This window comes from Streptomyces canarius, from assembly GCF_014650735.1.
Lineage (GTDB): Bacteria > Actinomycetota > Actinomycetes > Streptomycetales > Streptomycetaceae > Streptomyces > Streptomyces olivaceoviridis.
In genome coordinates, this window is the sequence record NZ_BMVN01000002.1 from 142,604 (window position 1) to 166,100 (window position 23,497).

Consider the following 23,497-nt stretch of genomic DNA (forward strand, 5'->3'; position numbering starts at 1 on the left):
CCGTGACGGGGGTCAGCGGGCGTAGTACTCGACGACGAGCTGCTCGTCGCAGATGACCGGAACTTCCTTGCGGTTCGGCTCGCGGTCCAGGCGGAACGCCAGGGCCTTGAGGTTCACCTGGAGGTAGCGCGGGGTCTCGCCGTCGGGGGCGAAGCCACCCTCACGGGCGATCTGGAAGAGCGTCTTGTCCTTGGAGCGGTCGCGGACCTGCACGACGTCGTCCGGGCGGACGCGGAAGGACGGCTTGTCGACCTTCTGGCCGTTGACCTGGATGTGGCCGTGCACGACCATCTGGCGGGCCTGGTAGATCGTGCGGGCGATGCCCGAACGCAGGACCAGCGCGTCGAGGCGGCGCTCCAGCTCCACGATCAGGGCCTCGCCGGTCTTGCCCTGGACCTTGGACGCGCGCTCGTAGGCGCGGACCAGCTGGCGCTCGGAGATGTCGTACTGAGCGCGCAGGCGCTGCTTCTCCAGCAGACGGACCTTGTAGTCCGAGTTCTGCTTGCGGCCGCGGCCGTGCTCACCCGGCGGGTAGGGGCGGGCCTCGAAGTACTTGACGGCCTTCGGGGTCAGCGCGATGCCGAGGGCACGCGACTTCTTGACCTTGGGGCGGGACTGGTTCGCCACTGTCTTTCGTCTCTTTCGTAGTGTTCGGCTCGTCAGTGTTCAGGGAGGTCACATCCGCAGCCGGGAGAACCCGCCGGGTCCGCAGGGGACCTGCCGGGCAGCCGCTTCCCTGGTCTGGGCACATACGTGCAGCACGCGAGTGGCCCACCGACCGTCCCGGGACTCCGAGTGGTGGTGGGCTGCCCGCGACACCGTTCGACGGTGCGCGACGCTCCTGGAGCCGGTCCGCGCGGGACCGGGCCTCCGGCTGGTTGTCCCGCTCTGACAGCACGGGACTCAGCACTTCGGGTCAGTCTACAGGGTGCTCAGGACCGCTTTCGACCGAGGCGCTTGCGGGTCCACTCCACGGCGTCGGCGTATCTGGCCTCGGCGCCGTGCCGGCTCGGCGTGTAGTACTCGCGGTCCTTCAGGGCGTCCGGGGCGTACTGCTGCTCGGCGATGCCCTCGGGCAGGTCGTGCGGGTACACGTACCCCTGGGCGTGGCCGAGCTTGGCCGCGCCCTTGTAGTGCCCGTCGCGCAGATGCGGCGGCACGGGTCCGGCCAGGCCCTTGCGTACGTCTTCCAGGGCGGCGCCGATCGCGGTGGTCGCGGCGTTGGACTTGGGGGCGAGGGCCAGGGCGATCGTGGCGTGGCTGAGGGTGAGCGCGGCCTCCGGGAAGCCGATCATGGCGACGGCCTGGGCGGCGGCCACGGCGATGGGCAGCGCGTTCGGGTCGGCGAGGCCGATGTCCTCGCTGGCGGAGATCATCAGGCGGCGGGCGATGAACCGGGGGTCCTCGCCGGCCTCGATCATGCGGGCCAGGTAGTGCAGGGCCGCGTCGACGTCGGAGCCGCGGATGGACTTGATGAGGGCGCTGGCGACGTCGTAGTGCTGGTCGCCGTCGCGGTCGTACGTCACCGCGGCCCGGTCGACCGTCTGCTCCAGCGTCCGCAGGCCGATCTCGCTCTCGCCCTGGTCCAGGGCGGCCCCGGCGGCGGCCTCCAGGGCGGTCAGGGCGCGGCGGGCGTCGCCGCTGGCGATGCGGAGCAGATGCTCCTCGGTGTACTCGGGGAGGGTGACGGCCTCCTTGAGGCCGCGTTCGTCGCTCAGCGCGCGGCGGAGCAGGGAGCGGATGTCGTCGTCGGTGAGCGGTTCGAGGGTGAGCAGGAGGGAGCGGGAGAGCAGCGGGGAGATCACCGAGAAGTACGGGTTCTCCGTGGTGGCCGCGATCAGGGTCACCCAGCGGTTCTCCACGGCCGGGAGCAGGGAGTCCTGCTGGGCCTTGCTGAAGCGGTGGATCTCGTCCAGGAAGAGGACGGTCTCCTTGCCGAAGGCGCCGGTGGCGCGGCGGGCGCCGTCGATGACCGCGCGGACCTCCTTGACGCCCGCGGTGATCGCGGACAGCTCCACGAACCGCTTGTTCGTCGCCTTCGAGACGACGTAGGCCAGGGTGGTCTTTCCGGTGCCGGGCGGGCCCCACAGGATCACCGAGGACGGGCCGGCCGGGCCGCCGTTGCCCTCGCCGACCAGCCGGCGCAGCGGGGAGCCCGGTCCGAGCAGGTGCTGCTGGCCCACGACCTCGTCGAGGGTGCGCGGGCGCATGCGCACCGCCAGGGGGCTGGCTGCCGGATCCTTCTCCTGGCGTTCTTCTGCTGCTGCGGTGAAGAGGTCGGGTTCCACGCTGAAACCCTAGAACACCGCACTGACAATCCGGCCGGGACCGTCAGCTGGTCCAGAAGTCCCACCAGCGGGTGAGGACCAGCATGCCGATGATGCCGACGTGCACGACCGGCAGCACCCAGGTGAACTCGCCGAAGAAGGACTTCAGCCAGCGCGGGGACGGCAGGAAGTCGTTGCGGAGGTTGAACGAGGTGACGTACCAGAACATGGTGATCGTGGCGACCCACGCCAGCGAGCACCACAGGCACAGCGCGTTGATCCGGTACAGGGACTGGAACTGGAGCCAGGTGCAGAAGGCCACGCCGAAGAGCGTGCCGAAGTTGAAGGTCAGCCAGTACCAGCGCGGGAACCGGGCGCGGGCCAGCAGGCTCATGCCGACGCAGATGACGATGCCGTAGGCGACGAGACCGAGCATCGGGTTGGGGAAGCCGAAGGCGGCGGCCTGCTTGCTCTCCATGACGCTGCCGCAGGAGACGACCGGGTTGAGGCTGCACCCGGGGGTGAACGTCTTGCCGGCGACCTTGGCTTCCAGCAGCTTGAACTTGTCGATCGTGATGACCCAGGCGGCCAGCAGTCCGGCCGCCCCGGTGATCACCAGCAGGATGGCGAAGGCGCGGCTGCCGCCCACCGCGCGCGGGGCGTCGGCGGCGCGCTCCGGGCCGGGCTCCGCGGAGACGTCTTTGACTGTCGACTTGCTCATCACGCCGATTTCCGTCACTTGAGACTTGGACCATCTTCGGGCACGGGTCATTGTGCCGCACACGCGTGTGTGCGCACCGTTCGCTCCGTATAAGGATGTACGTACGACGGGTACCGCCTGCTCGGTTCCGGACAGCGCCGGCCGCCGCGCGGTACGTACGACGAAGGCGCCGGACAGCCCCTCGGGAGAGCGTCCGGCGCCCACGCGCGCGTGTGTGTGCTGCTAGCCGAGCCGCGCTTCCAGCTCCGCCACGATCTCGTTCACGCCGATCGCCGCCTGCTCGCCGGACTCCATGTCCTTGAGCTGGACGACGCCCTCGGCGAGGTCGCGCTCACCGGCGACGATCGCGTAGCGGGCGCCCGAGCGGTTGGCGTTCTTCATGGCGCCCTTCAGGCCCTTGCCGCCGTAGGCGAAGTCCGCCGCGATGCCCACCTTGCGCAACTCGGTGACCTTGGCGAACAGCACCCGGCGGGCCTCCTCGCCGAGCGGGACGGCGTAGACGCTGGTCGACGCCGGGATGTCCAGTTCCACGCCCTCGGCCTCCAGCGCGAGGACCGTGCGGTCGACGCCCAGGGCCCAGCCGACGGACGGCAGCGCCGGGCCGCCGATCATCTCGGACAGGCCGTCGTAGCGCCCGCCGCCGCCCACCGCGGACTGCGAGCCGAGACCGTCGTGCACGAACTCGAAGGTGGTGCGGGTGTAGTAGTCCAGGCCGCGCACCAGCTTCGGGTCGTCCTCGAAGGAGACGCCCGCGGCGGTGATCAGCTCACGGACCTCCTCGTGGTACGCCTTGCACGCGTCGCACAGGTAGTCGCGCAGCAGCGGCGCGCCGGTGAGCTGCTTCTGGACCGACTCGCGCTTGTCGTCGAGGACCCGGAGCGGGTTGATGTCGACGCGGCGGCGCGTGTCCTCGTCCAGGTCCAGGCCGTGCAGGAACTCCTGGAGCGCCGTCCGGTACACCGGGCGGCACTCCTTGTCGCCGAGGCTGTTCAGCAGGATGCGGAAGTTCCTGAGGCCCAGCGAGCGGTACGCCTGGTCGGCCAGGATGATCAGTTCGGCGTCCAGCGCCGGGTCCTCGGCGCCGATCGCCTCCGCGCCGACCTGGGAGAAGTGCCGGTAACGGCCCTTCTGGGGGCGCTCGTAGCGGTAGTAGGAGCCGGAGTACCAGAGCTTGACCGGGAGGTTGCCCGACTTGTGCAGGTTGGCCTCCAGCGCCGCGCGCAGCACGGACGCCGTGCCCTCGGGGCGCAGGGCGAGCTTGTCGCCGCCCTTGGTCTCGAAGGCGTACATCTCCTTGGTCACGATGTCGGTGGACTCGCCGACACCGCGCGCGAAGAGTTCGACGTTCTCGAAGCCGGGGGTCTCGATGTAGCCGTAGCCGGAGTTGCGCAGCGGAGCGGCGATCGCCTCGCGGACCGCCAGATACGTCGCCGAGTCCGGCGGGATCAGGTCGTAGGTGCCCTTGGGGGCCTGGAAGGTGCTCACGGAAGGTCTCTCGTCACATTCCTCGTCGGGGAGCCTCGGCGGCGCCGCGATCTTGGCGGCCTGCGGCCACTTCCCGCAGATAGGGGTTGGTGGCGCGCTCCTGGCCGATGGTCGTCTGGGGGCCGTGGCCGGACAGCACCACGGTGGAGTCGTCGAGCGGCAGGCACACGCGGGCCAGCGACCTCAGCATGTCCTCCATGGATCCGCCCGGCAGGTCGGTGCGTCCGATGGAGCCGGCGAACAGCAGATCCCCGGAGAAGAACACCGACGGGATGTCGGCGGTCTCGGGCATCCGGAAGGTCACCGACCCCCTGGTATGGCCCGGCGCGTGCGCGACGGAGAACTCCAGGCCTGCCAGTTCGAGGCTGGTGCCGTTCGTCAGCTCCTTCACGTCATCCGGCTCCCCCACGGTCAGCTCGCCCATCAGCGGCATGCCGATGGAGCGGCCGAGCGCCTTCTCGGGGTCGCTCAGCATGTACCGGTCCTCGGGGTGGATCCAGGCCGGGACGTCGTGCGCCCCGCAGACGGGGACGACCGAGGCGACATGGTCGATGTGGCCGTGGGTGAGGACGACGGCGACGGGCTTGAGCCGATGCTTCTCCAGTGCTTCCTCGACGCCTTCGGCGGCCTGGTGGCCGGGGTCGATGATCACGCACTCCTCACCGGCGGCGGGGGCGACGAGATAACAGTTCGTCCCCCAGGCCCCGGCGGGGAACCCGGCAATGAGCACGATCGTCCTTCGTTGTGTCGGTTACAGGCGGCTTCCGCTGGAGTCAGAGCCTACCGGCGCTGCCGTTTCCTCAGCGAACCCATATACGGTACGGGGCTACACGCAGCGGTCGGAGCACGAGGACGCACGCGTGCCGCCCGACACACGACACGCATGAGGAGAGAACCCGGTGGTCAGCCAGGAGCAGCGGCGGCGTCAGCTCGCCCGGGAGAAGTTCTTGCGGCAGCAGCAGCGGCGCACCGAGGCGCGGCGCAAGGCCCGCCTGCGCAACTCCGTGATCGCGTCGGTACTGGGCGTGGTCGTGATCGGCAGCGTCGCCCTGTACACGACCGGGGTGCTGAAGGACGACGGCGACAAGAAGGAGAACGCGAGCGCCGAGGTCACCCCCGGCGCCAGCCCGAGCGCCGCGCCGACCAGCAAGGCCCCGGACCCGTGCGCGAAGCCGGCGGCCGGCTCGGCGGAGAAGCTGAGCTGGAAGAAGGAGCCGGCGATGACGATCGACACGTCGGCCAAGTACACGCTGAAGCTCGCCACGACGTGCGGTGACATCGGCATCGCGCTGAAGACGTCGGCGGCCCCGCACACGGTGAACTCGTTCGACTTCCTCGCGGGCAAGGGCTACTTCGACCACACCAAGTGCCACCGCCTGACCACCCAGGGCATCTACGTCCTCCAGTGCGGCGACCCGCAGGGCACCGGCATGGGCGGTCCGGGCTACACGCTCCCGGACGAGAACCTCAAGGACACGAGCCTGAAGAGCAACACCTACCCGGCGGGCACGGTGGCGATGGCCAACACCGGCCAGAAGCACACCGGCGGCAGCCAGTTCTTCCTCGTCTACAAGGACAGCCCCCTGCCGCCCAGCTACACCCCGTTCGGCACGATCGACGCGGCGGGCATGAAGGTGCTGAACAAGATCGCCGCGGCCGGCGAGAACACGGGTGCCGGTGACGGTGCGCCGAACGCGACGGTCGTGATCAACAAGGCGACCGTCAGCAAGTCCTGAGGCCGGCCGTCAGCAAGTCCTGAGGTCAACGGGGGCCGGGAACGGCCGACTGCCGAATTTCGGTCGCGCTGGATGCGGACAGGCAACCCGCTGGTCGCCTATGTTGGCCGTGACGAAACTGTGGACGATGCCCGGGGGCGCTGAGGCCCCTCGCAGGCATCATGTGGAGGAGGCGCTGTGAGCAGCGACCCGTGGGGCCGCGTCGACGAGACGGGGACCGTGTACGTGCGTACGGCCGACGGCGAGCAGGTCGTCGGTTCCTGGCAGGCCGGCTCCCCCGAGGAGGCGCTGGCCTACTTCGAGCGCAAGTACGAGGGCCTGGTTGTCGAGATCGGCCTCCTCGAAAAGCGAGTGCGGACCACCGACCTGTCGGCGAAGGACGCCCAGGCCGCCATCGACCACCTGCGCGAGCAGGTGGACGCGCACCACGCGGTCGGCGACCTGGAGGCGCTGCGGGGGCGGCTGGACAAGCTGGTCGCGACCGTCGAGGCGCGCCGCGAGGAGCGCAAGCAGCAGCGGGCCCGGCAGTCCGACGAGGCCCGCAAGGCCAAGGAGGACCTGGTCGTCGAGGCCGAGCGGCTGGCGCAGTCCGACCAGTGGCGGGCCGCCGGCGAGCGGCTGCGGGCGCTGGTGGACACGTGGAAGGGGCTGCCGCGCCTTGACCGCAAGTCCGACGACGAGCTGTGGCACCGCTTCTCGCACGCCCGGTCGGCGTTCTCCAAGCGCCGCAAGGCCCACTTCGCGCAGCTGGACGCGCAGCGCGAGGAGGCCCGCCGGACCAAGGAGCGGCTGGTCGCCGAGGCCGAGGCGCTGTCGGACTCGACGGACTGGGGTCCCACGGCCGCCCGGTACCGCGAGCTGATGGCGGAGTGGAAGGCCGCGGGCCGCGCCCAGCGCGAGCACGAGGACGACCTGTGGAACCGCTTCCGCGGCGCTCAGGACGTGTTCTTCGCCGCCCGTAGCTCGGTCTTCGCCGAGCGGGACGCGGAGCAGTCGGAGAACCTGAAGCTGAAGGAGGAGCTGGCCGAGGAGGCCGAGAAGCTCCTGCCGATCACCGATCTGAAGGCCGCGCGGGCCGCCTTCCGCTCGGTCAACGAGCGCTGGGAGGCCATCGGTCACGTCCCGAGGGACGCGCGGCCGAAGGTCGAGGGCCGGATGCACGCCGTCGAGCGGGCGATCCAGGAGGCCGAGGAGGCCGAGTGGCGCCGGACGAACCCGGAGGCACGCGCGCGTGCGGAGGGTCTGACCGGTCAGCTCCAGGCCGCCGTGGACAAGCTGAAGGCGCAGATCGAGCAGGCGCGCGCCCAGGGCAACAACGCCAGGGCCGACAAGCTGGAGAAGGAACTGGAGGGCCGTCAGGCGCTCCTGGACCAGGCGCTGAAGGGCTTGCAGGAGTTCGGCGGCTGAATCCCCCGCCGCGCACCGCAGAGGGCCCCGTACGAGCGTACGGGGCCCTTCCCTGTGCGGGGGCTCGTGGGGAGCCGGAGCCGTCCTACGAGCGGCTGCGGCCCGATGTCACGCGGTAGACGTCGTAGACGCCCTCCACGCCCCGGACGGCCTTGAGGACGTGGCCGAGGTGCTTCGGGTCGCCCATCTCGAAGGTGAAGCGGGAGGTGGCCACGCGGTCGCGGGACGTCTGGACGGCCGCCGACAGGATGTTGACGTGCTGGTCGGACAGGACCCGGGTGACGTCCGAGAGCAGCCGGGAGCGATCCAGCGCCTCGACCTGGATGGCGACCAGGAAGACCGAGGACTGGGTGGGCGCCCACTCGACGTCCAGGATGCGCTCGGGCTCACGGGACAGGGAGTCCACGTTGACGCAGTCGCTGCGGTGAACCGACACGCCGCTGCCGCGCGTGACGAAGCCGATGATCGGGTCGCCGGGCACGGGCGTACAGCAGCGGGCCAGCTTGACCCACACGTCCTCGACGCCCTTGACGACGACGCCCGGATCGGCGCTGGAGCGGCGCTTGCGGCCGCGGGTGCGGGACGGCGGGACCGTCTCGTCGATCTCCTCGGTGGCGGCCTCCTCGCCGCCGAGGGCCTGGACGAGCTTCTGCACGATGTTCTGTGCGGAGACATGGCCCTCGCCGATCGCCGCGTACAGCGCGGAGATGTCCGAGTAGCGCATCTCGTGCGCGAGCGTGACCAGGGAGTCGCCGGTGAGGATCCGCTGGATCGGCAGGTTCTGCTTGCGCATGGCCCGCACGATGGCGTCCTTGCCGTGCTCGATCGCCTCGTCCCGGCGCTCCTTGGAGAACCAGGCACGGATCTTGTTGCGCGCCCGGGGCGACTTGACGAAGCCGAGCCAGTCCCGGGACGGGCCGGCGCCGGCCGCCTTGGAGGTGAAGACCTCCACCAGGTCGCCGTTGTCCAGGGTGGATTCGAGCGGTACGAGGCGGCCGTTGACCCGCGCCCCTATGGTGCGGTGGCCGACCTCGGTGTGGACGGCGTACGCGAAGTCCACCGGGGTGGCACCGGCCGGCAGCGCGATGACGTCGCCCTTGGGGGTGAAGACGAAGACCTCGTTGCGGGACAGGTCGAAGCGCAGGGACTCCAGGAACTCGCTGGGGTCCTCGGTCTCCTTCTGCCAGTCGAGGAGCTGTCGCAGCCACGCCATGTCGTTGATGGCGTCCTTGTCCTTGGCGGACGTCTTCGGCGCGTCGGTGCGGATCTTGGAGGCGCCGGCGACGGCCTCCTGCTTGTACTTCCAGTGCGCGGCGATGCCGTACTCGGCGCGGCGGTGCATGTCGAAGGTGCGGATCTGGAGCTCGACCGGCTTGCCGTTGGGGCCGATGACCGTCGTGTGCAGCGACTGGTACATGTTGAACTTGGGCATCGCGATGTAGTCCTTGAACCGGCCGGGGACCGGGTTCCATCGCGCGTGCACCGTGCCGAGGGCGGCGTAGCAGTCGCGGACCGTGTCGACGAGGACGCGGATGCCCACCAGGTCGTAGATCTCGGCGAAGTCGCGGCCCCGCACGATCATCTTCTGGTAGACGCTGTAGTAGTGCTTCGGGCGGCCGGTGACGGTCGCCTTGATGCGGGCGGCACGCAGGTCGGCCTGGACCTCGTCGGTCACTATGGCCAGATATTCGTCTCGCTTCGGTGCCCGCTCGGCCACCAGCCGCACGATCTCGTCGTACATCTTGGGGTAGAGGATCGCGAACGCGAGGTCCTCCAGCTCCCACTTGATGGTGTTCATGCCCAGGCGGTGGGCGAGCGGCGCGTAGATCTCCAGCGTCTCGCGCGCCTTCTTCTCCTGCTTCTCGCGCTTGAGGTAGCGCATGGTGCGCATGTTGTGCAGGCGGTCGGCGAGCTTGATGACCAGGACGCGCGGGTCCTTGGCCATGGCGACGACCATCTTGCGCACGGTCTCGGCCTGCGCGGCCTCGCCGAACTTGACCTTGTCCAGCTTGGTGACGCCGTCGACGAGCAGGGCCACGACGTCGCCGAAGTCGCGGCGCAGGTCCTCCAGCCCGTACTCGGTGTCCTCGACGGTGTCGTGCAGCAGCCCGGCCATCAGCGTGGCCGGGTCCATGCCCAGCTCGGCGAGGATGGTGGTGACCGCGAGCGGGTGCGTGATGTACGGGTCGCCGCTCTTGCGCTTCTGGCCGCGGTGCCAGCGCTCGGCGACCTGGTAGGCGCGCTCGATCTGGCGCAGCGTGGAGTTCTCGATCTTGGGGTCGTTGCTGCGCACTATCCGCAGCAGCGGCTCCAGGACCGGGTTGTACGGGTTCGCGCGCTGGACGCCGAGGCGGGCGAGGCGGGCCCGGACGCGGTTGGAGGAGCCGGTGCGGGTGGGCGGCGTGACCGGCTGGCGGACCACGGGCGGCTGCGCCGGGCGCTCGGGCGGGGCGGGCTTGGGGCGCGAGGACTCGGCGCTCTTCTCGACGGGCGCGGACTGGGCGCGCTGGACCGTCCCGCGGGTGTCGTTCTTCACCTGGGAAGCGTTCGGCGCGGGCTTCGCCGCGGGGGCCGAGGCGGGCTCGGGCTTGGCGGCGGTCAGTGGCTGGGCCTCGTCTGGCAAGAGGACTCCTCGTGCGCGATCCGGGTCCCCCGGTCAGGCTCCGGAAACCCCATGGTAGCGATCCTGCGCCCGGTCATCGCCTGGAGGCGGATGTGAGGACCGTGTATCCGTGCAACGCGGGGGGCCGCCGGGAGATTCCGGGAGGTGTCCTCGGGGGGATCCGCGGGTGTGCGGCGGGTGTCCGTACGGCGACGGCCGCCGCGGTGCCCGTACGACGACGGCCGCCCCGGTGTCCTCCGGGGCGGCCGTCGCGCTGTGCGGATCGGTCGGACGTGAGCGGTCAGACCTGGAGGAGGGCCGTCAGCGGGGCTCCGCCGAGGGCCGGCGCCAGGCGGGAGCGGCCGTCCAGGAAGCCCAGTTCCATCAGGACCGCGAGGCCGGAGACCTCGGCGCCCGCGCGCTGGATGAGCTGGATCGCGGCCTCGGCGGTGCCGCCGGTGGCCAGGACGTCGTCCACGATCAGCACGCGGTCGCCGGTGACCAGGTCCTCCGCGTGCACCTCGATCTCCGCCGAGCCGTACTCCAGGTCGTACGCCTGGCGCAGGGTGGCCCCCGGCAGCTTGCCCGCCTTGCGGACGGGGATGAAGCCGAGGCCGGCGCGGACGGCGACCGGGGCGCCGAGGATGAAGCCCCGGGCCTCCAGGCCGACGACCTTGGTCGCGCCGGTGTTGGCGGCGATCTCGGCCAGCTCGTCGGTGAGCGCCGTGAAGGCCGCCGGATCGGCCAGGAGCGGGGTGATGTCCTTGAACATCACCCCGGACTCCGGGTAGTCGGCGACGTCACGGATGCGGCTGAGCAGCAGCTCCTGGATGTCGGTCATCGGCGCTTCCCCGAGGTCCGGCCGCGGCCCCGGCCGCGGGAGGCGGGCTGGTCGCGCGGGCCCACCACGGCGGGAGCGGCGTCGTCGGCGTCGTCACCGGCGTCGGCCCGGGCCTCCGCGGCGAGGTCCCCCTCCGCGCCGGCCTGGGCGCGCTTGGCCAGGACCCGCTTGGTGAGGGCCTTCATCGCGGGCTCGCGCTCCTTGAGGTCGGCGACGAGCGGCGTGGCGATGAAGATCGACGAGTAGGCACCGGCCGCGAGGCCGACGAACAGCGACAGGGAGATGTCGTTGAGCGTGCCCGCGCCGAGGAAGCCGCCGCCGATGAAGAGCAGACCGGCGACCGGCAGCAGGGCGACGACCGTGGTGTTGATGGAGCGGACCAGGGTGCCGTTGATCGACCGGTTGGCGATCTCGCTGTAGGTGAACCGGGTCTGCTTGGTGATGTCCTTCGTCTGCTCCTTGAGGCTGTCGAAGACGACGACCGTGTCGTAGAGCGAGTAACCGAGGATGGTCAGCAGACCGATGACCGTGCCGGGCGTGACCTCGAAGCCGACCAGGGCGTAGATACCGGTCGTGATGGTGATGTCGTGGATCAGCGCGACCAGCGCCGCGACGGCCATCCGCCACTCGAAGGCGATCGCCAGGTAGATCACCACGAGGACCATGAAGATCGCCAGGCCCTCCCAGGCCTTGTTGGCGATCTGCTCGCCCCAGCTCGGGCCGACCAGGTCGGCGGCGAGCTTCTCGGGGTCGAGGTTCAGGTCCTTGGCCAGCTCCTGCTTGATCTTGTCGGACTGGCCGGTGTCGATGCCGGCGATCTGGATGCGCAGGCTGCCGTTGCCGAGCTTCTGCACGATCGCCTCGTGGCCGGAGGCCTCCGTGGCGTACTCCTCGGCCTTCGCCACCGACGTGCTCATGCTCGTGGGCGTCGTGAAGACCGCGCCGCCCTGGAACTCGATGCCCAGGTTCAGGCCGCGCACCGCCAGGCCGACGATGGCCGTGATGGTGATCAGGATCGAGATGCCGTACCAGATCTTGCGCTTGCCGACGAAGTCGTACGAGATCTCGCCGCGGTGCAGTCGAGCGCCGAGGTTGCCGAGTTTCGACATCGCTCACGCCTCCTTCGGGTCGACGGGGCCGGCGGCGGGACCGGCGGGACGGCGGGTGCGGCGCAGCGGCGGCTTGGCACCGAGGCCCTTCGGGTCGAGTCCGGACCACTTGTGGCCGTTCGCGAAGAACGTGCGGCGGGCCAAGAGCGTCATGAGCGGCTTGGTGAAGAGGAAGACGACGACCACGTCGAGCAGCGTGGTGAGGCCCAGGGTGAAGGCGAAGCCCTGCACCTTGCCGACCGTGACGATGAACAGCACCGCGGCGGCCAGGAACGACACGAAGTCCGAGACCAGGATGGTGCGCCGGGCGCGCGGCCAGGCCCGCTCGACGGCGGGACGCAGCGTACGGCCCTCGCGGATCTCGTCCCGGATGCGTTCGAAGTACACGATGAACGAGTCCGCGGTGATACCGATGGCGACGATGGCACCGCAGACGGCGGGCAGGTTCAGCGCGAAGCCGATGGCCGGGCCGAGCAGCGACATGATCACGTAGGTGAGGATCGCGGAGACCACCAGGGAGGCCATGGCCACGACGGACAGGCCGCGGTAGTAGGCCACCAGGTAGATCACGACCAGCGCGAGACCGATCGCGCCGGCGAGCAGACCGGCGTGCAGCTGCTCACCGCCGAGCGCGGCGGTGACGGTGGTGACGGACTGCTCCTGGAAGGACAGCGGCAGGGCGCCGTACGACAGCACGTTGGCGAGGCTCTGCGCCTCCTCCTGCTTGAAGCTGCCGGAGATCTCCGCCTGGCCGCCGGTGATGGCCGAGCTGACGTACGGGCTGGAGACGACCTCGCCGTCGAGGACGATGCCGAACTCGTTCTGCGGGGGCTGGTTCTTGGCCAGCTCGCCGGTGATGTCGGCGAACTTCTTGGCACCGCTGCCCGTGAAGGTCATCTGGACCTGCCAGCCGGAGGCGCCCTGGGTGTCGAAGACCGCCTGGGCCTTCTTCACCTCGGTGCCGTCGACGGCGGCGGGGCCGAGCAGGTACTTGTACCAGACTTTGTCGATCTTGCCGCAGGCCACGGTGGGGTCACTGGGCTTGGCGTTCTCGCCGGTGTTGGCGCGGTCGGTGGCCTTGCCGCAGTCCAGGGCCGCGTACTGGGCCTGGAGCTTGGAGTTCGCGTTCGTGCCGCCGCTGGGGGTGGCCGAGGGGGTGGCCGACGGCTTGCCGCTGCCGGAGGAGGAAGCGCTCGGCGAGGGGGTGGAGTCGGCCTTCAGCGCGTCGGTGACGGCGCGGCCCTGGGAGGTCGCCGTGGCCGAGGGGGACGCGGAGCCGGACGAGGAGCCGGACGAGGAGGCCTTCTGCGGCGAGGAGGCGCTGGACGACGGGCTCGTGCTCGGCTTCGACGAGGAGCCGCCGCTGGGGGACGCGCTCGGCGAGGGGCTCTGCGCGGCGCCGCCGCTGGGCTCGCTGGCCAGAACCGGCCGGAAGTACAGCTTGGCGGTGGTGCCGACCTGCTCCTGGGCCTCCTTGGAGTTGGTGCCCTTGGGGATGTTGACGATGATGTTGTCGGTCCCCTGGGTCTGCACCTCCGCCTCGGAGACGCCGAGGCCGTTGACACGGCGGTTCATGATGTCGACCGCGGTGTCCATGTTGGCCTTGTTGATCGCGGACCCCTGGTCGGCCTTCGCCTTGAGCGTGATGCTCGTGCCACCGGCGAGGTCGATACCGAGACGCGGAGTGGTGTGCCCGGAGAGGAACATCCCCCCGGTGAGCGCCACGATGGCGATCAGGATGAGGGCCAGCGAGCGCCCTGGCTTGCTCTGGGCGCTCGCGCTTCGGCCCCTCTTAGGTGCTGCCACCTTCTCGTACTCCCTCTCGGGCCGCCCCGCGCCCCGTCGGCGCGGTCGGCCATGACATGGTGTCGGGCTCCCGTGCGGGAAACAGACGCGCCCGGGATGCGCGGGGCGCCATCATGCCGCCGTCGCGCCTCCCGGGGCGTGACTACTTCGCGTCGGAGTCGCCGTCGGTCTTCTTCGGCTCGTCCTCTGCCTTGGCGTCGGCGGCACCGGCCGCGTCGGCGTCCTCGGCGGCGTCCTTCTTACCGAGGTCGATCTTGTCGTCGGAGGCGGCGGCAGCGGCGGCAGACCCGTCGGTCTCGTCGGTCTCGGTGAGGGAGGAGGCGTCGTCCGGGACGAGGCCGGCGTCGGACTTGAGGTCGTGCTCGATGCCGTGGACGATGCGGTTGTACTCGTCGTCGGTGAGGACGGCGCCGATGGCGTTCTTGGCGAAGAGGAGTTCGACGCCCGGTCCGGCGTCGAGGAGGACGGTGTCCTCGTTGACCTCCTTGACCGTCGCGTACATACCCCCGATCGTGCGGACACCGGAGCCGGGCTGCATCTCGTTCCGCATATGGGCGGCCTGCTGCTGCTTCTTCTTGGCCGAACGCGTCATCAGGAACATCGCCGCGATGAGCACGATGAACGGGAGAAGGGTATAGGCATTCACGGGACGGAATTTCCTTCGCGCGACCGCGCGGGTGAGCGGCCTGTTGGATGGGGGTGTGGTCGGCGCCACCCACAAGGGCGGCATCGGCGGAGTCTAAGCGAGTCCGCTCGCATGGAACAACGCTCAGCATGGCACCTGGGTTCCTGCCCGGGCCATTGCCCTCGCCGGGCGGTGACCATCACGCCCCGAACAGGTCCTGTTGTCCGTTTCCCGCACCGGACGAGCCCGGTGGGGTGAGGCCGAGATGCGACCATGCCGCCGGCGTGGCGACCCGGCCGCGCGGGGTGCGGGCGAGCAGGCCCTCGCGGACCAGGAACGGTTCGGCGACCTCCTCGACGGTCTCGCGCTCCTCCCCCACCGCGACGGCGAGGGTCGAGAGGCCGACCGGCCCGCCGCCGAACAGCTTCAGCAGGGCCTGAAGGACCGCGCGGTCGAGCCGGTCGAGGCCGCGCGCGTCCACCTCGTACACGGCGAGGGCGGCGGCCGCGATGTCGCGGGTGACCAGCCCGTCGGCCTTGACCTGCGCGTAGTCGCGGACCCGGCGCAGCAGGCGGTTGGCGATGCGGGGCGTGCCCCGGGAGCGGCCGGCGATCTCCGCGGCGCCGGCCGGCTCGATCTCGACGTCCAGCAGGTGCGCCGAGCGGTGCACGACGCGCTCCAGCTCGTGCGGTTCGTAGAACTCCATGTGCGCGGTGAAGCCGAAGCGGTCGCGCAGCGGGGGCGGGAGCAGGCCCGCGCGCGTGGTGGCGCCGACCAGGGTGAACGGCGGCAGCTCCAGCGGGATCGCGGTGGCGCCGGGGCCCTTGCCGACGATGACGTCGACGCGGAAGTCCTCCATGGCCATGTACAGCATCTCCTCGGCGGGCCGGGACATGCGGTGGATCTCGTCCAGGAAGAGGACCTCGCCCTCCTGGAGGGAGGAGAGGATCGCGGCGAGGTCGCCGGCGTGCTGGATGGCGGGGCCGGAGGTGATGCGGATCGGGGCGCCCATCTCCGCGGCGATGATCATCGACAGGGTGGTCTTGCCGAGACCCGGCGCGCCGGAGAGCAGCACGTGGTCGGCGGTGGCGCCGCGCGCGCGTGCGGCGCGCAGGACGAGGTCGAGCTGCTCGCGGACCTTCTCCTGGCCGATGAACTCGCCGAGGTCCTTGGGGCGCAGGGCGGCCTCGACGGCCTGGTCCTCCCGGTCGGCGACAGAGCCCACCAGCCGCTCCTCGGCGGGCCCGACGAACCGCTCCTCGGCGGCACCGTCGGTCGTGTCGTCCCAGTTCACGAAGTTCTCCTAGCGGTGGCGCAGGTCAGCGGGCGCGGTTCAGGGTCTGTAGGGCGGCCTTGAGCAACTGCCCGACCTGGGGCGTGCCGCCCGCGGCCTCGGCCTGCGGGGTGACGGCGGCGACCGCCTCGTCGGCCTCGCGGGTGGCGTAGCCCAGGCCGATCAGGGCCGCGTGCAACTGGTCGCGCCAGCCCTGGCTGACGGGTGCGCCGACGGCGGGGGCGCCGACGGGCGCGCCGAGCCGGTCCTTCAGCTCCAGCAGCAGCTTCTGGGCACCCTTCTTGCCGATGCCGGGGACGGCGGTGAGGGCCTTCTCGTCACCGGTGGCGACCGCGCGGCGCAGCGCGTCCGGGGTGTGCACGGCGAGCATCGCCTGGGCCAGGCGCGGGCCGACGCCGCTCGCGGTCTGGAGCAGTTCGAAGACCTGGCGCTCGTCGTCGTCGGCGAAGCCGTACAGGGTGAGCGAGTCCTCGCGGACGACGAGGGAGGTGTGCAGCCTGGCCGGCCGGCCGATCCGCAGGGTCGACAGCGTGTTCGGGGTGCACTGGACGGCCATGCCGACGCCGCCGACCTCGACGACCGCGGCGTCGGGGGCGAGCGCGGCGACCGTGCCGCTGACGAAGGCGATCATGCCGTACGGCCTTTCGTTGCGTGGACTGCGTGCCGGGCGACGGCCTGCTGGAGCCGGTTCTGGGCCGGGGCCCGCCAGATGTGGCAGATGGCGAGCGCGAGGGCGTCGGCGGCGTCGGCCGGCTTGGGCGGCGCGGCGAGCCGGAGCAGCCGGGTCACCATGGCTCCGACCTGTGCCTTGTCGGCGCGCCCGGTGCCGGTGACGGCGGCCTTGACCTCGCTGGGGGTGTGCAGGGCGACGGGGATGCCGCGCCGGGCGGCGCACAGCATGGCGACGGCGCTGGCCTGGGCGGTGCCCATGACCGTGCGCACGTTGTGCTGGCTGAAGACGCGCTCCACGGCGACGAACTCGGGGCGGTGCTCGTCCATCCACTGCTCGATGCCCTGCTCCACGGCGAGCAGCCGGTGGCTGAGGTCGGCGTCCACGGGGGTCCGGACGACCCCGACGCCGACCATGGTGAGCGGACGGCCCGCGACCCCTTCGACGACACCGACCCCGCACCGGGTCAGCCCGGGGTCCACCCCCAGTACGCGCACGCGCGCCCTCCCTCCGGTCACCCCGTCGCTTGTTCGTGCAGGCTATCGGGTGCCACTGACAACGCCGTACAACGCGACGGGCCGACGGGGGTGTCCCGTCGGCCCGGTCAGCCAGCTGTGGGCGTTACGCGTCGACCTTCTCCATGATCTCGTCGCTCACGTCGAAGTTCGCGAAGACGTTCTGCACGTCGTCGCTGTCCTCCAGCGCGTCGATCAGCTTGAAGATCTTCTTCGCGCCCTCCTCGTCCAGTTCGACCTGCATGGTCGGGACGAAGTTGGCCTCGGCGGAGTCGTAGTCGATGCCGGCCTCCTGGAGGGCGGTGCGGACCGCGACCAGGTCGGTGGCCTCGCTGAGGACCTCGAAGGTCTCGCCGAGGTCGTTGACCTCCTCGGCACCGGCGTCCAGGACGGCCATGAGGACCTCGTCCTCGGTCAGCTCGCCCTTGGGGACGATGACGACGCCCTTGCGGTTGAACAGGTACGACACCGAGCCCGGGTCGGCCATGGAGCCGCCGTTGCGGGTCATGGCGACGCGGACCTCGGAGGCGGCGCGGTTGCGGTTGTCGGTGAGGCACTCGATGAGCACCGCGACGCCGTTCGGGCCGTAGCCCTCGTACATGATCGTCTCGTAGTCGGCGCCGCCGGCCTCCAGGCCCGCGCCGCGCTTGACCGCGGAGTCGATGTTCTTGTTGGGAACCGACGACTTCTTCGCCTTCTGGATGGCGTCGTACAGCGTCGGGTTGCCCTCGGGGTCCGCGCCGCCCATCCGCGCCGCGACCTCGACGTTCTTGATGAGCTTCGCGAAGAGCTTGCCGCGCTTGGCGTCGATCACGGCCTTCTTGTGCTTCGTCGTGGCCCATTTAGAGTGGCCGGACATCTGCCTGTCTCCTTCGCGTAACCCATCCAGATACGAACGCCAGAGATCCTACAAGGACTCTCGTCCTACTCCGGTGTCCGGTGCGCGCGCACCATGTCGACGAACAGGGAGTGCACGCGGTGGTCGCCCGTCAGTTCCGGGTGGAACGACGTGGCGAGCGCGCTGCCCTGGCGTACGGCGACGATGTGGCCGTCGTGCTCGGCGAGCACCTCGGCCCCGGCGCCCACGGACTCCACCCACGGGGCGCGGATGAAGACGCCCTCCACAGGATCGCCCGGGACGCCCTTGACGGCGACCGCGGCCTCGAACGACTCGTTCTGACGTCCGAAGGCGTTGCGGCGCACGATCATGTCGATGCCGCCGATGGTCTCCTGGCCCGAGCGCGGGTCGAGGATCTTGTCGGCGAGCATGATCATGCCCGCGCAGGTGCCGTAGACCGGCATGCCGGCGCGCACACGCGCGCGCAGGGGCTCCATCACACCGAACAGGATGGCCAGCTTGGAGATGGTGGTGGACTCGCCGCCGGGCAGGACGAGGCCGTCGACCTCGGCGAGTTCCTCGGGGCGCCGCACCGGCCTGGCCACGGCGTCGGCCGCGGCCAGGGCGATGAGGTGCTCCCGTACGTCGCCCTGGAGGGCCAGGACGCCTATGACGGGGGTGTTCATGGGTTCCAGTGCCTTACCAGCCGCGGTTCGCGTAGCGCTCGGTCTCGGGGAGGGTGTCGCAGTTGATGCCGACCATGGCCTCGCCGAGGTTGCGGGAGGCGTCCGCGATGATCTTCGGGTCGTCGTAGAAGGTGGTGGCCTTGACGATGGCGGCGGCGCGCTTGGCCGGGTCGCCGGACTTGAAGATGCCGGAGCCGACGAAGACGCCCTCGGCGCCGAGCTGACGCATCAGGGCGGCGTCGGCCGGGGTGGCCACGCCACCGGCGGAGAACAGCACCACCGGGAGCTTGCCCAGCTCGGCGACCTCCTTGACCAGCTCGTACGGGGCGCGCAGCTCCTTGGCGGCGGCGTACAGCTCGTGGTTGTCGAAGCCGCGCAGGCGGGCGATCTCGTTCTTGATCTGGCGCAGGTGGCGGACGGCCTCGACGACGTTGCCGGTGCCGGCCTCGCCCTTGGAGCGGATCATCGCGGCGCCCTCGGCGATGCGGCGCAGGGCCTCGCCCAGGTTGGTGGCGCCGCAGACGAAGGGGGTGGTGAAGGCCCACTTGTCGGAGTGGTTGACCTCGTCGGCCGGGGTGAGCACCTCGGACTCGTCGATGTAGTCGACGCCGAGGGACTGGAGCACCTGGGCCTCGACGAAGTGGCCGATGCGGGACTTGGCCATGACCGGGATCGAGACGGCGTCGATGATGCCCTCGATCATGTCCGGGTCGGACATGCGGGCCACTCCGCCGTCCTTGCGGATGTCGGCCGGGACCCGCTCCAGGGCCATGACGGCGACGGCGCCCGCGTCCTCGGCGATCTTCGCCTGCTCCGGCGTGACGACGTCCATGATCACGCCGCCCTTGAGCTGCTCGGCCATGCCGCGCTTCACGCGGGCGGTGCCGGTCTCGGGAGCCTGGTTCTCGATGGTGGACACGGGTGACCTCACTGAAGGGGAAGAGGGTTTTCTGCACCGACGAGGAAACGTGAGTGGACCAGGCCACAGCAAGGGCCAATGACAAGCCGGTGGATCCTTTTGGTCCGCCTGTCGGTCAGGCGCCCCTCTCGACCAGGGCCGCGGGCGGCTCGTCGTCCATCTCGAAGGCCAGCGGGAAGGGGGCGTGGCCGGCCAGCCGGAACCAGCGGACCTTGCGGTGCTCACGGAGTCTGCGGGCGGCCCCCACGGCGTCGTTGTGGAAGCGCCGGGCCATCGGCACCCTGCGCACGGCCTCGGCCAGCTCGCGGGCCGCCTCCTCGCCGCCGGGGGCCTCCCGTACGACCTCCACCTGCGCCGGGTCCTCGAAGACCGCGCGCAGCGCCTGGCTCAGCTCGCTCTCGGCGACCTCCCGCTGCTCCTCCTCCGCCTGCCGGGCCGCGTGCGCGGCCTCGTAGAGCACGATGGAGGCGGCCGGGTCCAGCACGCCCGAGGTCGCCAGTTCCTGCGCCACGGAGGCCCGCCGCAGCAACTGGGCGTCGAGCGCGGCCCGGGCGGCGTCCATCCGCACGTGCAGCCGGTCCAGCCGCCCGGCCGTCCAGCTGAGGTACACGCCGACGGCGAGGAGCGCGACGAGGATCCAGATGAGGGTTGCGGTCACGCCGGAAGGCTATCGGCTGCGCGGACCGCCCCTACGAGCCAGTACCGCCCCACGGGCACGGCCATGCACCGGCCCCGGGCAGGCCCGTACGACCGCGCCCCTCCCACCGCCCCGCACACTCCCGCCCCGGCTCCACGCAAGCCGGTACGGTCCCGCGCCGCGTCAGTCTGAGCCCAGCCCGAACGGCGCCCGTGCGTCCCGGCTCGACCCGACAGACGCCCGCGCCCCCGCCCAGCCCGAACCACGCCCACGCGCCCCGGCTCGACCCGAAAGACGCCCGCACCTCCCGCCCAGCCCGAACCACGCCCGCTGGCGCCCTGGGCCACCCGGAACCGCAGGACCCCGGCTCAGTCCCGTGCCAGCCCGAAGCGGGCCCTCAGGCCCGTCGTCCGTTCGTCCGCGGCCACCGCCGCCGCGCCCGCCGTCACCGTCTCGTAGACGGACAGGATGTCCGCGCCGACCGTGGACCAGTCGAACCGCCGTACATGGGCGCTGCCGCGCTCGCTCAGTCGGGTCCGGCGGGCCGGGTCCGCCAGCAGCCGTACGGCCGCCTCGGCCAGCGCGTCGGCGTCCTCGTTGGTGAAGACCTCGCCGGCCTCGCCCTGGTCGAGGACCTGCACGAACGCGTCCAGGTCGGAGGCGAGCACGGGGGCGCCCGCGGACATCGCCTCGACCAGGATGATGCCGAAGCTCTCCCCGCCGGTGTTGGGGGCGACGTACAGGTCGACGCTGCGCAGCAGCCGCGCCTTGTCCTCGTCGCTGATCATGCCGAGGAACTCGACGCGGGAGCGCAGCTCCTTCGGCAGGTCCTCGACGGCCGCTTCCTCGTCGCCGCGGCCGGCGACCAGCAGCCGGGTGCCGGGGCGGGCGGCGAGGATGCGCGGAAGAGCCCGCATCAGGACCGGCAGGCCCTTGCGGGGTTCGTCGATGCGGCCGATGAAGCCGATGGTGTCGCCCTGCCACTCCGGCTTGGGCTCCGCCTCGGCGAAGAAGTCCACGTCGACGCCGTTGGGGATGACCACCGCGTCCCCGCCGAGGTGCTCGACCAGGGTGCGGCGGGCGTACTCGCTGACCGCGATCCGCGCGCTGATCTTCTCCAGCGCGGCCTGGAGGATCGCGTAGGCGGCGATCATGGCGCGCGAGCGCGGGTTGGAGGTGTGGAAGGTGGCCACGATCGGGCCGGACGCCGCCCAGCAGGTCAGCAGGCCGAGCGAGGGCGAGGTCGGCTCGTGGATGTGCACCACGTCGAAGGCGCCCTCGTGCAGCCAGCGCCGCACCCGCGCGGCCGACAGGAAGCCGAAGTTCAGCCGGGCCACCGAGCCGTTGTACGGCACCGGGACCGCGCGGCCGGCGGAGACGACGTACGGCGGCAGCGGGGTGTCGTCGTCGGCCGGGGCGAGGACGGACACCTCGTGGCCGAGCCGGAGGAAGTACTCGGCGAGGTCGCGGATGTGGAACTGGACGCCACCGGGCACGTCCCAGGAGTACGGGCAGACGATCCCGATTCTCACGCGGGTCCCTTCGCGAGGTCGAGGTCGGCGAGCCACAGCCGCTGGAGCATGTGCCAGTCCTCCGGGTGGTCGGCGATCCCGGTGGCGAAGGCATCGGCCAGCGCCTGTGTCATGACGGACGTCTTCTCGGCCCGGGTGCCTGACTCGGGGACCTCGATCGCCGGATGCACCCGGCCCTTCATGACGGGCGAGTCGTCGTACCAGAGGGTGACGGGCAACAGCAGCGCGCCGGTCTGCTGGGCCAGCAGGGCGGGTCCGGCCGGCATCCGGGCCGCGTCGCCGAAGAAGTCGACCTCGACGCCGGAGGCGGACAGGTCGCGGTCGGCCACCAGGCAGACCAGGCCGCCGTCGCGCAGCCTGCGGGCCAGGGTGCCGAAGGCGGAGCCGCCGCTGTGCGGCAGGACCTCCATGCCGAGGCCCTCGCGGTAGGCGACGAACCGGTCGTACAGCGTCTCGGGCTTCAGCCGCTCGGCGACCGTCGTGAACGGCGTCTTCAGCTCCGTGGTGACCCAGGCGCCGGCCAGGTCCCAGTTGGCCAGGTGGGGCAGGGCGAGTATCACGCCCCGGCCGGCGGCGAGGCCGTCGGTCAGGTGGTGGACGTCCTTGGGGTCGAAGCCCGTCCGCACGCGCTCGGCGCTCCAGGCCGGCAGCCGGAAGGACTCCATCCAGTAGCGCAGGTAGGAGCGCATCCCCGCGCGGGACAGCTCGGCCAGCCGCTCCGCCGTGGCGCCCGGCACCACGCGCGCGTAGTTGGCCTCCAGCCGCTGGACGCCCTTGCCGCGCTGCTTCCAGGCGAGGTCGGCGATGGTCCGGCCGAGGCGCACCGCGACCGGCTCGGGAAGCTTCTTGACGGTGCTCCAGCCCAGCCCGTAGAGCGTGTCGGTGAGCCGGTCGGCGGCGCTCACTGCGTCGCCCCGCTGGTGTTCGGCCGGGCCGCCGCCTCCGCCTCGGCGGACTCGCGGCGGACGGTGACGACCCGCTGGATCAGCGTGACCAGGCTGCCGACGGCGACGACCCACAGGGCGATGGGCAGCAGCCACTGGATGCCCGGCACGCCGAACTTGTGCAGGCCCGCGAAACCGGCCGCGACCAGCGAGATCACCAGCCGCTCGGCACGCTCGACGAGCCCGTTGACGGCGACCGGCAGCCCGATCGACTCGCCGCGCGCCTTGGTGTACGACACCACCTGGCCGCTCGCGAGGCAGAAGATCGACACCGCGCACAGCACGTTGTCGTTCCCGTTGCCCGCGTACCAGAGGGCGAAGCCGCCGAAGATCGCTCCGTCGGCGACCCGGTCCAGGGTGGAGTCCAGGAAGGCGCCCCAACGGCTGGAGCGGCCCAGCTGACGGGCCATGTTGCCGTCGACCAGGTCGGAGAAGACGAACAGAGTGATCACGACCGTGCCCCAGAAGAACTCGCCCCTGGGGTAGAAGACCAGCGCCCCCGCGACCACCCCGGCCGTGCCGATGAGCGTGACCGTGTCGGGGCTCACGCCCCGGCGGATGAGAAACGCGGCGAACGGTGTGAGGACACGCGTGAAGAATGCACGCGCGTACTTGTTCAGCATGGCCTTCCCGACGTTCGGTGTCGCCGCGGCCCCTGGTGGCCGCCGGCTGGCCCATCGTAGCCACGCGCGCGTGTGCGTGACGGGCGGGCACCCACAGCCGCGCCGGGAACCGGCGCGTGCCGTCGCGCGCGGGGCGTGCGTGACGCGATCGGTGCCGCGCGCACCCTGCGCACCCTTCACGGTCCCTCGTATGGACGCGGCGTGACGGGAGTGGAAAGCTCGAATAACCGCGGGCGTCGC

22 protein-coding genes are annotated in these 23,497 nt (G+C 71.0%); 2 read left to right on the forward strand and 20 right to left on the reverse strand.

Annotated elements, in window-relative coordinates:
* Positions 1-12: 12 nt before the first annotated feature.
* From rpsD to IE294_RS03100, 5 genes are all read right to left on the reverse strand, one after another.
* Positions 13-627 carry a 30S ribosomal protein S4 gene (gene rpsD / locus IE294_RS03080; protein WP_014671539.1) on the reverse strand — a complete coding sequence of 205 codons (615 nt, stop codon included), beginning with the start codon at positions 625-627 and terminating at the stop codon, positions 13-15.
* A gap of 305 nt (positions 628-932) precedes the next feature.
* A complete protein-coding gene (locus IE294_RS03085) occupies positions 933-2,288 on the reverse strand; it encodes a replication-associated recombination protein A (protein WP_189882033.1) in 1,356 nt (451 codons plus the stop codon).
* A gap of 43 nt (positions 2,289-2,331) precedes the next feature.
* Positions 2,332-2,988 (reverse strand): vitamin K epoxide reductase family protein, encoded by a 657-nt coding sequence (locus IE294_RS03090; protein ID WP_189882035.1) that lies wholly within the window; start codon positions 2,986-2,988, stop codon positions 2,332-2,334.
* Positions 2,989-3,210: 222 nt separating this feature from the next.
* On the reverse strand, positions 3,211-4,473 hold the full coding sequence (gene hisS, locus IE294_RS03095) for a histidine--tRNA ligase (RefSeq protein ID WP_189882037.1): 1,263 nt from the start codon (positions 4,471-4,473) through the stop codon (positions 3,211-3,213).
* Between the two features lie 13 nt (positions 4,474-4,486).
* Positions 4,487-5,203 carry an MBL fold metallo-hydrolase gene (locus tag IE294_RS03100; RefSeq protein WP_189814895.1) on the reverse strand — a complete coding sequence of 239 codons (717 nt, stop codon included), beginning with the start codon at positions 5,201-5,203 and terminating at the stop codon, positions 4,487-4,489.
* A gap of 169 nt (positions 5,204-5,372) precedes the next feature.
* Here IE294_RS03100 and IE294_RS03105 point away from each other — a divergent pair, with 169 nt between their 5' ends.
* Positions 5,373-6,209 (forward strand): peptidylprolyl isomerase, encoded by an 837-nt coding sequence (locus tag IE294_RS03105; protein WP_189882039.1) that lies wholly within the window; start codon positions 5,373-5,375, stop codon positions 6,207-6,209.
* 177 nt (positions 6,210-6,386) lie between these two features.
* Positions 6,387-7,616: a DUF349 domain-containing protein gene (locus IE294_RS03110; protein WP_189882041.1), complete on the forward strand. Its 1,230-nt coding sequence runs from the start codon at positions 6,387-6,389 to the stop codon at positions 7,614-7,616.
* 85 nt (positions 7,617-7,701) lie between these two features.
* On the opposite strand, the gene IE294_RS03115 is transcribed toward IE294_RS03110, so the two are convergent.
* From IE294_RS03115 to pgsA, 15 genes are all read right to left on the reverse strand, one after another.
* Complete coding sequence (locus IE294_RS03115; RefSeq protein WP_189882043.1) at positions 7,702-10,239, reverse strand: RelA/SpoT family protein; 2,538 nt, start codon at positions 10,237-10,239, stop codon at positions 7,702-7,704.
* A gap of 280 nt (positions 10,240-10,519) precedes the next feature.
* Positions 10,520-11,059: an adenine phosphoribosyltransferase gene (locus tag IE294_RS03120; RefSeq protein WP_189882045.1), complete on the reverse strand. Its 540-nt coding sequence runs from the start codon at positions 11,057-11,059 to the stop codon at positions 10,520-10,522.
* Positions 11,056-12,168, reverse strand: a complete 1,113-nt coding sequence (secF, locus tag IE294_RS03125) for a protein translocase subunit SecF (RefSeq protein ID WP_189882047.1) — start codon at positions 12,166-12,168, stop codon at positions 11,056-11,058. Before secF ends, IE294_RS03120 begins: the two co-directional genes overlap by 4 nt.
* 3 nt (positions 12,169-12,171) lie before the next feature.
* Positions 12,172-13,974, reverse strand: a complete 1,803-nt coding sequence (gene secD, locus IE294_RS03130; RefSeq protein ID WP_189882049.1) for a protein translocase subunit SecD — start codon at positions 13,972-13,974, stop codon at positions 12,172-12,174.
* A gap of 142 nt (positions 13,975-14,116) precedes the next feature.
* Positions 14,117-14,620: a preprotein translocase subunit YajC gene (gene yajC / locus IE294_RS03135; protein WP_189882052.1), complete on the reverse strand. Its 504-nt coding sequence runs from the start codon at positions 14,618-14,620 to the stop codon at positions 14,117-14,119.
* 178 nt (positions 14,621-14,798) lie between these two features.
* Complete coding sequence (gene ruvB, locus IE294_RS03140) at positions 14,799-15,893, reverse strand: Holliday junction branch migration DNA helicase RuvB (RefSeq protein WP_189882053.1); 1,095 nt, start codon at positions 15,891-15,893, stop codon at positions 14,799-14,801.
* 25 nt (positions 15,894-15,918) lie between these two features.
* Complete coding sequence (gene ruvA, locus IE294_RS03145; protein WP_189882055.1) at positions 15,919-16,524, reverse strand: Holliday junction branch migration protein RuvA; 606 nt, start codon at positions 16,522-16,524, stop codon at positions 15,919-15,921.
* Entirely contained in the window at positions 16,521-17,060 is a 540-nt protein-coding gene (gene ruvC / locus IE294_RS03150; protein WP_189814885.1) for a crossover junction endodeoxyribonuclease RuvC, read from the reverse strand. Before ruvC ends, ruvA begins: the two co-directional genes overlap by 4 nt.
* A 124-nt stretch (positions 17,061-17,184) precedes the next feature.
* Positions 17,185-17,937 (reverse strand): YebC/PmpR family DNA-binding transcriptional regulator, encoded by a 753-nt coding sequence (locus tag IE294_RS03155; protein ID WP_189814884.1) that lies wholly within the window; start codon positions 17,935-17,937, stop codon positions 17,185-17,187.
* A gap of 65 nt (positions 17,938-18,002) precedes the next feature.
* Positions 18,003-18,602, reverse strand: a complete 600-nt coding sequence (pdxT, locus tag IE294_RS03160) for a pyridoxal 5'-phosphate synthase glutaminase subunit PdxT (protein WP_189882057.1) — start codon at positions 18,600-18,602, stop codon at positions 18,003-18,005.
* A 13-nt stretch (positions 18,603-18,615) separates the two neighbouring features.
* Positions 18,616-19,521 carry a pyridoxal 5'-phosphate synthase lyase subunit PdxS gene (gene pdxS / locus IE294_RS03165; protein ID WP_014671557.1) on the reverse strand — a complete coding sequence of 302 codons (906 nt, stop codon included), beginning with the start codon at positions 19,519-19,521 and terminating at the stop codon, positions 18,616-18,618.
* Positions 19,522-19,636: 115 nt separating this feature from the next.
* Positions 19,637-20,179 carry a LemA family protein gene (locus IE294_RS03170; RefSeq protein WP_189882059.1) on the reverse strand — a complete coding sequence of 181 codons (543 nt, stop codon included), beginning with the start codon at positions 20,177-20,179 and terminating at the stop codon, positions 19,637-19,639.
* Between the two features lie 347 nt (positions 20,180-20,526).
* Positions 20,527-21,690: a glycosyltransferase family 4 protein gene (locus IE294_RS03175; protein ID WP_189882061.1), complete on the reverse strand. Its 1,164-nt coding sequence runs from the start codon at positions 21,688-21,690 to the stop codon at positions 20,527-20,529.
* Entirely contained in the window at positions 21,687-22,595 is a 909-nt protein-coding gene (locus IE294_RS03180; protein ID WP_189882063.1) for a phosphatidylinositol mannoside acyltransferase, read from the reverse strand. Before IE294_RS03180 ends, IE294_RS03175 begins: the two co-directional genes overlap by 4 nt.
* A complete protein-coding gene (gene pgsA, locus IE294_RS03185; RefSeq protein ID WP_189882064.1) occupies positions 22,592-23,257 on the reverse strand; it encodes a phosphatidylinositol phosphate synthase in 666 nt (221 codons plus the stop codon). Before pgsA ends, IE294_RS03180 begins: the two co-directional genes overlap by 4 nt.
* Positions 23,258-23,497 lie beyond the last annotated feature (240 nt).